Raw genomic sequence first — 14000 nt, 5'->3', positions numbered from 1 at the left:
GTTGAGGCATTCGTGGGAAGCGTCGGCGACTCTTATGACAATGCCCTGGCTGAAACCATCAATGGCTTGTATAAGGCTGAGCTGATTCATAAACAATCCTGGAAGAATCGCGAAGCCGTCGAACTGGCCACCTTGACCTGGGTCGACTGGTTTAACCATCGACGCCTACTAGGACCGATTGGTAACATTCCACCAGCCGAAGCCGAGGCCATGTATTATCAACAACTTTCCGAGTCGGCTAAGGCAGCATGACTCACAACAATCCGCCTCCGAGATTCACGGGGCGGTTCACTTTGTTTACGTGGCCTTCGTGATCGATGTGTTTGCTCGCTACATCGTCGGCTGGAAAGTGTCGTCTTCCGCGCACACCGACTTTGTACTGGATGCGCTGGAACAGGCGTTACATGACCGGCAACCCCAGCGAGGTGGCGGCTTAATTCACCACAGCGACCGCGGCGTGCAGTACGTTTCGATCCGCTATACCGAGCGATTGGCCGAGGCCGGCGTTGAAGCTTCGGTGGGCAGTGTGGGTGACTCTTATGACAACGCCTTGGCCGAAACCATCAATGGCTTGTATAAAGCCGAGCGGATTCACAAACAGTCATGGAAAAACCGCGAAGCCGTCGAACTGGCCACCTTGACCTGGGTGGATTGGTTTAATCATCGACGTTTGATGGGGCCTATTGGTAATATCCCACCGGCCGAAGCCGAGGCCAGATATTATCAGCAACTAACCGAGTCTGCTAAGGCAGCATGACTCACAACCTAAGGCCTCCGAGATTTCCGGGGCGATTCACTATGGGATGACAAGTTTAACGTCAAGCATTCTTAATTCTTGGATTGAAAAATCAAAACCCATTTCTGGTGCGTCAATCACAATCGTCGAGCATTATGCTGAAAAAGCAAAATCTGATGTGATACGTGGCGACGTTGCACAAGATTAATGTACTACAAACCACTGCGTCTAATTGCGTACACTTGAGTAATAGAGTTCTTCGCCGCAACTTTGAATTGTATTCTGGAGAGCAAAACCTTTCAGAACGATAGGTCTTAGTATCCATTTGTTTTTTGATTTCCCCCATAAAGGTTGGTGTTGCGCAACAATCTTTGTTCTTGTTGAACAACAAGTCTTAGATTTCATAGATATTGAGCAAAGAAGGCACTCTCTACGCGCGGGAGAGTCGTAGAATTACTTCGGGCCAACATTGATCCGAGTTGCCTCACGATGGCTAAATTCGTAAACCTGAAGGGGTGTTATGTAAGTGAGTCAAAAATAAAGACTGTCACCTTTATCAATCGCAAGTTTGTCAATGCCAACTATCCGGCCACTCCAAAATCTCTAATCTCAATGCCACCAGGTTGTATTAGAAACAGGAATCGGATATAGCCTATATCTGATTGCGTCAGGGTTGGCTTTTACTGGTGATAATCTTGGAATTGTATTGTGAGAAGGTATTCATTGGGTGGAGCACATGACCGCAACTTTGGCTTTATGCCTTTTTGATGTGGGGCTGTAACGTCGAAAATTACCTAAAGAAGGAATCGCTAACTCGGATCTTACTCTTTTCTTAGGAAATTAAGAATAAATCCTAGCGAAAAAAAATGTTGTACCGTATGTTGTACCGAGCAGCTGATTTTCCTTAAAACTCAAATCAATGCGATTTATTTGACTACATAAGCTATTGATTTCACGTGCTTTAAATTGGTCGGGACGGCGGGATTCGAACCCACGACCCCTTGTCCCCCAGACAAGTGCGCTACCAGGCTGCGCTACGCCCCGTTGTATCTTTGAAATTGTTTTTCGTTGCCAGCAACAAAGAAGCGGCATTTTAGCACATTATTTGCCAATCGTTACTTCAACAATTCCAAAATATCTTCCAATTCGCCAATCATTTGGTGAATCAGTTGCTTGGTGCGTAACGAGTCTTCCTTGGCGTTGTCGCTGGACAGGTGAGCCCTGGCACCGCCGATGGTGTAGCCTTGTTCGTAAAGCAGGGCGCGGATTTGGCGGATCAGCAATACATCGTGTCGTTGGTAGTAGCGCCGATTACCGCGGCGTTTGACCGGGCTCAGTTCGCTGAATTCTTGCTCCCAATAGCGTAATACGTGCGGTTTGACGCCGCACAACTCACTGACTTCACCGATGGTGAAGTAGCGTTTGGCCGGTATAACCGGCAGTTCGTTGTTATTACTGGGTTCCAGCATAGGCTTCTACTCGAGCTTTTAATTTTTGACCGGTACGGAAGGTTACCACGCGGCGCGGAGTAATGGGAATTTCTTCGCCGGTTTTCGGATTTCTGCCGGGGCGACCGCTTTTGTCGCGCAGTTCAAATTTTCCGAAGCCGGAAATTTTGACCTGTTCGCCGCTTTCAAGTGAGCGTTTGATTTCTTCGAAAAAAAGTTCGACGATTTCTTTGGCCTCGCGCTTATTCAGGCCTAAATCGTCAAATAATTTTTCTGCAATATCTGCTTTAGTTAATGCCACAATCACTCCCTCAATTTTGCATTTAATTCTGCTGTCATTTTTTCCAGCAACCTGCGAAATATAGCATCAATTTCAGAGTCGGTAAGGGTTTGCGTGAAATCTTGTAGAATCAAACTTAACGCAACGCTCTTAAAGCCGTCTTCAATGCCTTTACCCTGGTAAATATCGAAAATAGATACTTCGCGTACCGCCGGTTCCTGGCTGCTGTTAATGCAGTGGATCAGGTCATTGGCGGAGATGTTTTGCCGAACCAGCAGGGCCATGTCGCGGCGGACGCTTGGAAATTTCGACAATGGCGCGAATTTTGGCACCACGCGTTGCAAAATGGCGTCTTGGGCTATTTCGAACAGGAACACCGGGCTGTCGAAGCCCAATTGTTTTTCCAGATTGGGGTGCAGCATGCCGAGTAAGCCAACTACATTTGAGCCGGTATCGATCATTTCAGCGGTTTGACCGGGATGTAAGGCTGGATGCTGGGCCGGTCTAAAGCTTAGCCCGCCAGCCGTTAGGCTGAGTAAGGCTTCGACATCGGCTTTAACGTCGAAGAAATCGATGTTTCTGGCTTTTTCGCCCCATTGTTCGGCGCATACGTTGCCTAACGTCAAGCCGGCCAACATTTTTTGCTGTTTTGTTTCGCCGTTTTCGCGCACGAAACGCAAGCCGGATTCGAACAGGCGCACCCGGGTCTGCTGGCGATTGATGTTGTATTGCGCCGCTGTGAGCAGGCCGCACCATAGCGTGGTACGCATCACGGCCAATTCCGATGAAATCGGATTCTGGAGGCGGATAAATTCATCATCAGGTGCAACAGCGGTTTGCATGGCTTCGTCGACGAAACTATAGGTAATCGCTTCCTGATAACCTCTGTCGACCAGACAATCTTGCAGTCGCTCCAGTGTTAAGCGGGCTTCCGGCGCTTTGCCCAGTTCCGTGCGCATCAGCAAGCTGCTGCTGGGCAGGTTGTTATAACCGACGATGCGACCGATCTCTTCCAGTAGATCGGCTTCAATCGCGATATCGAAACGGCAGCCCGGTGGGGTAATGTCCCAACCTTCGGCATGTTCGACCACTTGCATACCCAGGCCTTTGAACAGGCTGGACACTTCATCGTTAGTCAAGCTGATGCCTAATACCTTTTGGATGCGTTGGCTACGCAATTTGACCGGTAGGCGGGCAGGGTAGTGCGCCTGGTTGATAACAGCGTTGATGGGGCCGACGCTGCCGCCGGCAATTTCGACGATCAGTTGAGTGGCGCGTTCCATGGCGCGCTGCTGTAACGTAAAGTCCACGCCGCGTTCGAAACGGTGCGAGGAGTCGGTGTGCAAGCCAAATTGCCGTGCTTTGCCGGCGATGCTGAGCGGGCTGAAGAAGGCGCATTCCAGGAAAATGTCCTGAGTCGTATCCGAAACCGCGCTGCTGCTGCCGCCCATGACCCCGGCAAGCGCTAAAGCCTGCTGTTGATCGGCAATCACTAAGGCTTCGCCGTCCAGTTCTATGGTTTGGTCGTTCAACAAGCTTAGGTTTTCGCCGGCACGGCTGTTTCTGACCACGATGGGGGCGGACAATTTAGCGGCGTCGAAAGCATGCAGGGGTTGGCCCAGTTCAAGCAGGACGTAGTTGGTCACGTCCACAACCGGGCTCAAACTGCGAACCCCGCAACGGCGCAGGCGTTCCTGCATCCACAAAGGGGTGACGGCGTTGGGGTTGATGTCTTTGACGAGTCGACCCAGGTAGACGGGGCAGGCCTCTGGTGCCTCAACTTTTATGTCCAGGGTTTCCTGGTGTGCTACGGCAATGGATGCGCTAGCCTGTGTTTGAAACGCCAGTTTGTTAAGCACGGCCACTTCGCGGGCTACACCCTCGACGCTGAGACAGTCGGCCCGATTCGGTGTTAGACCCAGTTCAATAACATTGTCGTTAAGCGCCAGATAGTCGCGTATGCTGCTGCCAACTGGCGCGTCGGCTGGTAATTCCATCAAACCGTCGGAACTGGCCGCTAGGCCCAACTCTTTTTCAGAGCACAACATGCCGAAGGATAATTCGCCGCGCAGTTTGGATTCCTTGATTTTAAAGTCGCCGGGCAAAACTGCGCCGATCAAGGCGGCCGGAATCTTCAAGCCGGGGCGCACATTGCTGGCACCGCAAACGATTTGCAAGGCTTCGGCTTGGCCGACATTGACTTTGCAGACTTTGAGTTTGTCGGCGTTGGGGTGTTGTTCGGCGCTGATGACTTCGCCCACTACCACGCCGCTGAATTGGGCGGCAACCGGTAGTACGGCGTCGACTTCCAGGCCGGCCATGGTCAATTGTTCGACCAGTTGTTCGGTGCTGATGGGTGGATTGATCAGTTCCCTCAACCACGCTTCACTTACTTGCATGACTCAAACCACTCTTATTTAAACTGTTGTAAAAACTTAAGATCGTTTTCGAAAAACATTCTTAAATCGTTAATGCCGTATTTCATCATGGCCAGACGTTCGACGCCGGTGCCGAATGCGAATCCTGAATAGCGCTCCGGGTCTATGCCGACTGAATTGAAAACTTCCGGATGTATCATGCCGCAGCCGCCCACTTCCAACCAGCCGGTTTGTTTGCAAACCCGGCAGCCTTGGCCGTCGCACATCACGCAGGACACGTCGAACTCGGCGGATGGCTCGGTGAATGGAAAATAGGATGGCCGGAAACGCACCTGTAGGTCTTTTTCGAAGAAGGCGCGCAAAAATTCGAAGATGACGCCTTTTAGGTCACCGAAGCTGACATCGGTATCCACTAAAAACCCCTCTACCTGATGGAACATGGGCGAATGGGTCATATCCGAGTCGCAACGATAGACGCGGCCGGGAGCGATGACTTTCAATGGCGGTTGTCCGGATTCCATGACTCGAATCTGCACCGGCGAGGTATGGGTGCGCAATACCGTATGAGCGTCGAAATAGAAGGTGTCGTGCATGGCGCGGGCAGGGTGATGCTCCGGGATATTCAGTGCGCCGAAGTTGTGGTAATCGTCTTCGATTTCCGGGCCTTCGGCGATATTGAAGCCGGCATCGGCAAAAATCTTGGCAATTCGGCGCATGGTAATGGTGACCGGATGCAGGCCGGCAATACTTTGGCCGCGTCCCGGTAATGTCACGTCAACGCATTCGCTGGCCAAACGGGCCTGCAGTTGCTCGGATTCCAGCGTCAGTTTGCGGCTGTCCAGTGCGTCCTGAAAACTGTTTTTGGCGGTGTTGATAATCTGGCCGACGCTTTTGCGTTGCTCGGGGTCCAGATTGCCCAGCGCTTTCATGTGCTGGGTGAATAAACCTTTTTTGCCGAGATAATTGACCCTTACCAAATCCAGTTCGGCAAGGTCTTTTGCATGTGCAAGCGCTTGTAATGCCTGCGTAAGAATTTCTTCGATACTAGCCGACACGACTCAGCTCACTTTTTGAATTAGGAAGGATGAAACCCGGATAGGCTTCCGCGGCCTATGCCGCTCGGAAAACTCCCCGCAAAGCGGGGAGACAATCTTTTTTTATTTGCCGGTTGGGCCGGCGGCAACCTTAAAGTTTAAGGTTTGCTTTGGTGTGCGATGGCTACTTTCGCGATTTCGGCGAAAGCATCCATATCGCGTACCGCCAAGTCGGCCAGCACTTTACGGTCGATGGCGACATTGGCTTTAGTCAAGCCATTGATCATACGGCTGTAAGAAATGCCGCACATACGGGCAGCCGCATTGATACGCACGATCCACAAGGCGCGGAATTGGCGTTTTTTCTGTTTGCGGTCGCGATACGCGTATTGACCGGCTTTAATAACCGCTTGTTTAGCTACGCGATAAACCCGGCTACGGGCACCGTAGTAACCTTTAGCCAGTTTTAAAATCTTTTTGTGTCTTGCTCTAGCGGTGACGCCGCGTTTTACTCTTGCCATGTTCTTCTCTCTTCAAATTACGATGTTAAATCAACTGTAAGGCAGCATGCGCGCTACCAATGGCGCATCTGAAGGGTGAAGTATGGCTGTTTTACGCAGTTGTCTTTTCCGTTTAGTGGATTTTTTGGTCAATATATGACGTCTATGCGATTGCTTGCACTTGAAACCGCCGGTGCCGGTTTTCTTGAAGCGCTTGCCCGCGCCGCTATGGCTTTTCATTTTTGGCATTTGTTTTCTCCAATGATTAAAAATAAAGTCCCTGAGATAAAACCCAGTGAGGCAAAATGCTTGGCCCCATTGAATTTTTGGTGGACAAAACCCACCTAAACCGAATCAATCCTGTTTCGGCAAACTGTTTTAATAAACAGTTAAAACTATTTTTTCTTTTTCGGTCCCATGACCATGATCATTTGCCGGCCTTCCAGCTTGGGGAACTGTTCGACGGCAGCGAATTCTTCCAAATCAGTTTCAATCCGCTTTAACAGATCCATGCCCAGCTCGCGATGCGACATTTCCCGGCCTTTAAAGCGCACGGTAATTTTGGTTTTGTCGCCATCGTTGAGGAATTTCATCAAATTACGTAGTTTGACCTGATAGTCACCTTCTTCGGTGCCGGGTCTGAATTTGATTTCCTTAATCTGGATTTGCTTCTGCTTTTTCTTGGCGGCCTGCAGCTTTTTGTTAAGCTCAAACGAATATTTGCCGTAATCCATGACTTTGCAAACCGGAGGATCGGCGTTGGGCGATATTTCGACCAGATCCATGTTTGCATCATAGGCAAGTTGTAATGCTTCGTTGATTGAAACAACCCCGACTTGTTCACCTTCGGCGCCTATTAACCTAACCCGTCTAGCGGTAATATCGGTGTTTAAACGCGTTGCATCTTTTTTAGAGCTGATACCCTAATCCTCCAAGTTGTTATTATTTTCTGTCCGCAAGCTCTGCACTCAAGCGTTCGATTAACGCACTGATTGTCAGACTCCCCAAATCTTCACCTTTTTGGGTGCGGACGGATACGGTTTGATTATCCAGTTCTTTGTCACCAATAATCAAAAGATATGGCACACGCTGCATGGAATGCTCGCGGATTTTAAAGCCTATCTTCTCATTTCTCAAGTCAATTTTGCTTCTAAAGCCTTGTTTTTCCAGTTCTAGGCGGACTTTTTCGGCATATTCGGCATGCCGATCGGTAATATTCATGACTACCAATTGCACCGGCGCCAGCCACAATGGGAAGTTACCGGCGTGTTGTTCGATCAATATGCCGATAAAGCGTTCCAGCGAGCCTAGTATCGCACGATGTAGCATGACAGGTACATGTCTTGCGCTGTCTTCGCCGATATAAGAGGCGCCAAGCCGGTCTGGCATCGAGAAATCGACTTGTATTGTACCGCACTGCCAGACCCGGCCGATGCAGTCTTTTAGGGAGAATTCGATTTTGGGGCCGTAAAATGCGCCTTCGCCCGGTTGCAGCTGCCAATCCAGACCTTTGGTATTCAATGCCAATTCCAGGGCGTTCTCGGCTTTGTCCCAGACGTCGTCGTCGCCGACCCGGTTTTCCGGGCGGGTGGACAGTTTGATGATGACTTCTTCAAAGCCAAAATCTTTATACACTTCGAACAATAAGTCGATAAAGGTCGCTACTTCATCTTGGATCTGGTCTTCAGTGCAAAAAATATGCGCGTCGTCCTGCACGAAATTTCTGACTCGCATCAATCCGTGCAAGGTACCGGAGGGCTCGTTACGATGGCAGGAGCCGAATTCGGCCAAGCGCACCGGCAGGTCGCGATAGCTTTTAATGCCCTGATTGTAAATCTGGATGTGGCAGGGGCAGTTCATCGGTTTGACGGCGTAATCGCGGTTTTCCGAGTGTGTGGTAAAAATCATGTCGCCAAACTTATCCCAATGACCTGATTTCTCCCAAAGACTGCGATCGACAATCTGTGGGGTTTTTACTTCGCTATAGCCATGGCTGCGCAGTTTGTGGCGGATGTATTGCTCGACTTGCTGATAAATCGCCCAGCCTTTTTCGTGCCAGAACACCATGCCGGGGGCTTCTTCCTGCGAATGAAACAAATCGAGGGCTTTGCCTATTTTGCGATGGTCGCGTTTTTCCGCTTCTTCCAGTCTGTGCAGGTAAGCTGCCAGCTCTTTACTGTCATTCCAGGCGGTGCCGTAAATGCGTTGCAGCATTTCGTTGTTGGAATCGCCACGCCAGTACGCACCGGCGATTTTCATCAACTTAAAGGCTTTCAGTTTGCCTGTGCTGGGGACGTGCGGGCCGCGACATAAGTCAGTGAAATCACCTTGGGTGTACAAGGACAAGTCTTCGTTGGCTGGAATCGAGGCGATGATCTCGGCTTTGTATTTTTCGCCCAGGCCGAGGAAAAAATTAACGGCCTGATCCCGTGACATCAGCGAGCGGCTGACCGGGATATCCTGAGCCGACAGTTCCTGCATTTTCTTTTCGATGTCGGCCAGGTCGTCCGGCGTGAACGAGCGCTCGAAGGCGATATCGTAATAAAAGCCGTTTTCGATTACTGGGCCGATAGTGATCTGTGCGCTGGGAAACAGTTGTTTTACAGCCTGCGCCAACAGGTGAGCTGTGGAGTGGCGGATGACCTCCAGGCCGGCTTCGTCTTTGCTGGTAATGATTTGCAGGGCGGCGTCGCTGTCGATCACGGTACTAGCGTCGACCAGTTTGCCGTTGACTTTGCCGGCCAGGGTTGCTTTGGCCAAGCCGGTGCCGATAGCTTTGGCAACATCCATTACTGTTACAGCATGGTCGAATTGACGCTGAGAACCGTCGGGTAGTGTAATTACAGGCATGTTCGATTCCGCAATAAAAAAAGCACCGGCTAGCGGTGCTTTAAATCTATGGTAGGCGCGAGTGGACTCGAACCACCGACCCCCACCATGTCAAGGTGGTGCTCTAACCAACTGAGCTACGCGCCTAAAGTCTGTCGTTCGAGCCGCGCATTATATCGGCATTATTCAGTTGTGCAAGTTATTTCTAAATTATCGGCTGATTATTTATACCAAAACCCGCTCGATACCGCCGTTTGAAGCCTGTTTGATGTAGTTTTTCATCCAGTTCTTGCCCAGCTTATGCTTGGCGATTTCGACCACGATGTAATCGACTTCCAGTTGCTCCACATCGCCTTGAAAACGTTGCAACCCCTGCATGCAGGAAGGGCAGGAGGTGAGCATCTTCATCGGACCGTCGTAGCCGTCGCTACGCAGTTCTTCGGCATCGTTTTTCAATTCTTCAGCCTTGCGATAGCGGACTTGGGTGGAAATGTCCGGGCGGGCGACTGCCAGGGTGCCGGATTCGCCGCAGCAGCGCTCTGATTTGCTGACTTTCGCGCCGACTAAGCCGGAGACGGTTTTTAACGGATCTTGCAGTTTCATGGGGCTATGGCAAGGATCGTGATAGACATATCGATCGCCGCCCACGCCGTCCAGCTTGACACCTTTTTCCAATAGGTATTCGTGAATGTCGATCAAGCGGCAGCCGGGGAAGATTTTGTCGAATTCATAATCCAATAGTTGGTCCAGGCACGTACCGCAACTGACCACCACGGTTTTGATGTCGAGGTAATTCAAGGTATTGGCGACCCGATGAAACAGTACCCGGTTGTCGGTGCTGATTTCCTGGGCTTTGTCCTCCTGACCGGCAGCGCGTTGCGGGTAACCGCAGCACAAGTAGCCGGGCGGCAGTACCGTCTGCACGCCAATTTCATACAGCATGGCTTGAGTGGCCAGGCCAACTTGGGAAAACAAGCGCTCGGAGCCGCAGCCAGGGAAATAAAATACTGCCTCCGAATCGGTCTGGGTTTTATGCCGGTCACGTATGATAGGCACGATTTGGTCGCTTTCTATGCCCAGCAAAGCTCTGGCGGTTTTGGTCGGTAATTTGCCGGGCATTTTGCGGTTGGTGAAATGAATCACGTACTCGCGCATCTCCGGTTTACCGGTCGACGACGGCGGATGCGCCAATTGCGCGCGGCCCCAGGGTCTGAGAAAAAAGCTGCCCAAGCGCTGGGCTTTATAAGACCATTCGATCAGCAGTTTACGCATTAATTTGACGCTGCTGGGGCGGTTGGTGCTTAAAAAGGCGATAGCCGCGGCTTTCACCGGGTTGAAGCTCTGTTTACCCATTTTGCGCAGCAGATTGCGCATATTCATGGAAACTTCGCCGAAGTCGATATCGACGGGGCAGGGGTTGAAGCACTTATGGCAAACGGTGCAATGGTCGGCCACGTCTTCAAACTCTTTCCAATGGGTGATGGAAATGCCGCGCCGGGTTTGCTCTTCGTATAAAAAGGCTTCGATCAACAACGAGGTCGCCAGAATTTTATTGCGCGGTGAATACAGTAAATTGGCATTGGGTACATGGGTGGAGCAGACCGGTTTACATTTACCGCAGCGCAGACAGTCTTTGACCGAATCGGAAATGGCGCCGATATCGCTTTGCTGCATGATTAACGACTCAAATCCCATCAGGCTGAAAGAGGTGGTGTAAGCACTGCGCAAATCGGCACCCGGCATTAATTTGCCGCGATTGAAACGGCCTTCCGGATCGACTTGTTGTTTGTAACTGTGAAAACTTGCCAGTTCTTCGGCATTTAAGAACTCGTATTTGGTGATGCCGATACCGTGCTCGCCGGAAATAACCCCACCCAAGGAGCGGGCCAGCTCCATGATGCGCGCCACGGCCTGATTGGCTTCCTGCAGCATTTCATAATGGTCGGAATTGACCGGCAGGTTGGTGTGCACATTACCGTCGCCGGCGTGCATGTGCAGGGCTACAAATACCCGGCCCCTTAATGTTTCTTTATGCAGGGCCTCGATACGCTCGACAATCGGGCGGAAGTTATCGCCGACAAATATTTCCTTTAAACGCGGCAATAACTCTTGTTTCCAAGACGCCCGCAGCGAATAATCTTGCAGGCGATGGAATAGGCTTGGTTGTTCGGCGCGATTGCTTAATTCGCCAACCTGGATGCCGTAATCCGCAAACAGAGATTCCGCTAGCGGTAGCGGCATATCCAGGTTGTCGTATAGCCATTGCCAGCGAGCGTTAACCGACTCGATGGCGGATAAGGCTTGTTTGCGCCGGTCATAAATTAAGGCCGCTTTATCAACGCTATCCTCATAAAAACGTATCGGTAAATCGCCTTTCAAATAACGACCGAGGGCGTCGCACAAACGCAGTTTATTGCGCAGGGATAATTCGATGTTGATGCGCTCGATGCCGTCGCAATAATCGCCCATGCGCGGCAACGGAATCACCACGTCTTCGTTAATCTTGAAGGCGTTAGTGTGTTTGGCGATGGCTGCCGTGCGGGCCCTGTCCAGCCAGAACTTTTTGCGGGTTTCCGGGCTGACGGCGATAAATCCTTCGGCACCGCGGGCATTACAGATTCGGACCACTTCCGAGGCGGCCCGGGCGACTTGGGTGTCGTCGTCGCCGACGATATCGCCGATCAACACCATTTTGGGCCGGCCTTGTTGCTTGGCTTTGCTGGCATAGCCGACGGCCTTCACATAGCGCTCGTCCAAATGCTCAAGCCCGGCCAACATGACCCGGGTAGGGCCCGATTTAGGCAATGAGGCCAGATAGTCGCGAATTTCCACGATAGACGGTACGGCTTCGCGGACTTGGCCGTAAAACTCCAGGCAAAAGGTGCGGGTATGCGGCGGCATTTTGTGCAAATCCAGCGCGCCGAGGTGATAATGCCGTCGCAGCCTTCTTTTTGTATGCCGGGCAGGCCGCCCAGAAATTTGTCGGTGACATCCTTGCCCAATTCGCCTTTGCGGAAATCCGAGCCGGACATGACCAACTGCTGTTCCGAGAGCAGATTTTGCCGTTTGGCGTCGTAATGCTTCAGGTTAAAAGTAACCTGATCCTGGTCGTGAATCTTGCCCAGGTTGTGATTGAAACGCTCGATTTCCAGCCAGTTCCCGTTCGGGGTCACCATACGCCAGGACAGCAGGTTATCCAGCGCCGTACCCCACAACACGGCCTTTTTGCCGCCGGCATTCATGGCGATATTGCCGCCCACGCAAGACGCATCGGCCGAGGTCGGATCGCAGGCAAAAACCAGGTCGGCGTTGTCCGCCACGTCCATGACCCGCCGCGTTACCACGCCGGCCCCGGTATAAATCGTCGCATATGATTGCTCGACGCCCGGCAAGCGAGAGGCCGCTTCGACTTTGCCGATTTCCAATAGCTTTTCGGTATTGATGACCGCCGAATAGGGCGTCAGCGGTACCGCGCCGCCGGTATATCCGGTGCCGCCGCCGCGCGGAATGATGGTTAGGCCCAATTTGATGCAGTCACGCACCATATGGCCGACTTCGTCTTCGCTATTCGGGTAAAGCACCACAAATGGATATTCCACCCGCCAGTCCGTTGCGTCGGTGACATGGGACACGCGGGCGAAGCCGTCGAAGCGGATATTGTCCTTGCGGGTGTGTTTGGAGAGCAGGTTTAAGGCTTTGCGGCGCATTTCGCGAGTACGGTCGAAATGGGCTGCAAAGGCATCCACGGCCTGCTGCGCGGCTTCAATCAATGACGCAACTCGGCTGGCGCGATCGGGATTTTCGGCTTTGTGTTCGGCGTAACGTTTATCCATCTGCTTTAAGCGATGGCGCAAGGCGTCCAGCAAAGCACGGCGGCGTTTGGCGTTGTTGAGTAAATCGTCTTCCAGGTAGGGATTACGTTGTACGGCCCAAATATCGCCCAATACTTCGAACAGCATGCGGGCGGAACGTCCGGTAATACGCTCGCCGCGCAACGATTCCAGAATTTGCCAATGTTCTTCGCCCAGCAGGCGTATGACGATTTCGCGGTCGGAAAAAGACGTGTAATTATAAGGAATTTCGCGGAGCCTGGCCGGCTCGGCATCGTTAAATAAAGGGGAGAATTCGGAATCCACAGTCATCCTAGCTAATGGCGTGGTTGAAAAGTGGCGATTGTAACACCCGCCAAGGCTGGAAAATACCTTAAACGGTTGACCGGATTTAGGCTGTTGTGGATTCGAGATATCATCTGCGGGTGTTACCGACCGAGCCAGACCAACGATATCCGCACCAGGACTTTGTTAGCCTAATTTGAAGCCGACATAAAATCCGCCGGCTCCGCTAGCGCCACGGCTGGTGATTGCGGCCAAATGGTCAAGTAGAAAACTGCCTGAATCTTTGGCAGCCTGGGCGGAAAGGCTGGCGGCATCTTGCAAAGCGGCACCATTAATGCTGATGACGCCGTAGGATTCCGCTACGAATATCAGGGACACAATGGCGCCGCCAACAAACAATGCGGTTTTCAGCATTTTTTTGGCAAAGTAGCCCACTGCTAAACCGATTATGAAAGGCGCGCCCACGTTAGCGAGCATAAAATCGGATGAAAAAATGTCATTGGCGGGGGAAGATAATGTGTTGTCGTTCATCGCGAGTGTTTGCTAATTGCCTGAGTTGGGAATAGATACCCCTTAATCATACTATTGATGGGGTTGGAGTTGCTATATGGCGGCCCGTTTCTGCAGAGCTGAATTTGGCGGGTTACGATTCTAGCGAAAACCGCTTGCTTGTGTGGCCG

Annotated in this window: 12 protein-coding genes, 2 tRNA genes and 1 pseudogene; 2 read left to right on the top strand and 13 right to left on the bottom strand. The window is 51.6% G+C overall.

The window, feature by feature from the left end; translation table 11 throughout:
* Together M0R33_RS23500 and M0R33_RS23495 are read left to right on the top strand one after the other, a co-directional pair.
* A partial coding sequence (locus tag M0R33_RS23500) for an integrase core domain-containing protein (protein ID WP_292574389.1) occupies window positions 1-252 on the top strand: 252 nt, incomplete at its 5' end.
* 40 nt (window positions 253-292) lie between these two features.
* Window positions 293-757, top strand: a pseudogene (locus M0R33_RS23495) (IS3 family transposase); the annotation flags it as partial.
* Window positions 758-1703: 946 nt separating this feature from the next.
* Here M0R33_RS23495 and M0R33_RS23490 read toward each other — a convergent pair.
* The 13 genes from M0R33_RS23490 to M0R33_RS23430 all read right to left on the bottom strand — a co-directional run bounded on the left by M0R33_RS23490 (window position 1704) and on the right by M0R33_RS23430 (window position 13851).
* Window positions 1704-1780: transfer RNA gene (locus tag M0R33_RS23490), tRNA-Pro, on the bottom strand.
* A gap of 71 nt (window positions 1781-1851) precedes the next feature.
* Window positions 1852-2205 (bottom strand): MerR family transcriptional regulator, encoded by a 354-nt coding sequence (locus M0R33_RS23485; RefSeq protein WP_013818383.1) that lies wholly within the window; start codon window positions 2203-2205, stop codon window positions 1852-1854.
* Complete coding sequence (gene ihfA / locus M0R33_RS23480) at window positions 2189-2488, bottom strand: integration host factor subunit alpha (protein WP_292574392.1); 300 nt, start codon at window positions 2486-2488, stop codon at window positions 2189-2191. Before ihfA ends, M0R33_RS23485 begins: the two co-directional genes overlap by 17 nt.
* A complete protein-coding gene (pheT, locus tag M0R33_RS23475) occupies window positions 2488-4863 on the bottom strand; it encodes a phenylalanine--tRNA ligase subunit beta (protein ID WP_292574388.1) in 2376 nt (791 codons plus the stop codon). The genes ihfA and pheT overlap by 1 nt, the downstream gene beginning before the upstream one ends.
* A gap of 14 nt (window positions 4864-4877) precedes the next feature.
* Window positions 4878-5897 carry a phenylalanine--tRNA ligase subunit alpha gene (gene pheS / locus M0R33_RS23470; RefSeq protein ID WP_292574387.1) on the bottom strand — a complete coding sequence of 340 codons (1020 nt, stop codon included), beginning with the start codon at window positions 5895-5897 and terminating at the stop codon, window positions 4878-4880.
* A 137-nt stretch (window positions 5898-6034) separates the two neighbouring features.
* Window positions 6035-6397, bottom strand: coding sequence for a 50S ribosomal protein L20 (rplT, locus tag M0R33_RS23465; protein ID WP_013818387.1), 363 nt, complete (start codon window positions 6395-6397; stop codon window positions 6035-6037).
* 30 nt (window positions 6398-6427) lie between these two features.
* The gene (gene rpmI / locus M0R33_RS23460; protein ID WP_292574386.1) at window positions 6428-6625 is read right to left on the bottom strand and encodes a 50S ribosomal protein L35; all 198 of its coding nucleotides are present in this window, start codon (window positions 6623-6625) and stop codon (window positions 6428-6430) included.
* A gap of 146 nt (window positions 6626-6771) precedes the next feature.
* Complete coding sequence (gene infC / locus M0R33_RS23455) at window positions 6772-7296, bottom strand: translation initiation factor IF-3 (protein ID WP_292574391.1); 525 nt, start codon at window positions 7294-7296, stop codon at window positions 6772-6774.
* Window positions 7297-7318: 22 nt separating this feature from the next.
* On the bottom strand, window positions 7319-9226 hold the full coding sequence (gene thrS / locus M0R33_RS23450) for a threonine--tRNA ligase (protein ID WP_292574385.1): 1908 nt from the start codon (window positions 9224-9226) through the stop codon (window positions 7319-7321).
* A gap of 49 nt (window positions 9227-9275) precedes the next feature.
* A tRNA-Val gene (locus tag M0R33_RS23445) sits at window positions 9276-9352 on the bottom strand.
* 78 nt (window positions 9353-9430) lie between these two features.
* The gene (locus M0R33_RS23440; protein WP_292574390.1) at window positions 9431-11983 is read right to left on the bottom strand and encodes an FAD-binding oxidoreductase; all 2553 of its coding nucleotides are present in this window, start codon (window positions 11981-11983) and stop codon (window positions 9431-9433) included.
* Window positions 11944-13341, bottom strand: coding sequence for a DUF3683 domain-containing protein (locus tag M0R33_RS23435; RefSeq protein ID WP_292574384.1), 1398 nt, complete (start codon window positions 13339-13341; stop codon window positions 11944-11946). The genes M0R33_RS23440 and M0R33_RS23435 overlap by 40 nt, the downstream gene beginning before the upstream one ends.
* A gap of 165 nt (window positions 13342-13506) precedes the next feature.
* Complete coding sequence (locus tag M0R33_RS23430) at window positions 13507-13851, bottom strand: FUN14 domain-containing protein (RefSeq protein WP_292574383.1); 345 nt, start codon at window positions 13849-13851, stop codon at window positions 13507-13509.
* Between the last annotated feature and the right edge of the window lie 149 nt (window positions 13852-14000).

The organism is Methylomonas sp., from assembly GCF_023228165.1.
GTDB lineage: Bacteria > Pseudomonadota > Gammaproteobacteria > Methylococcales > Methylomonadaceae > Methylomonas.
Note: the sequence above shows the minus strand (reverse complement) of the source record. Positions and strands in the feature narration are given on the sequence as shown.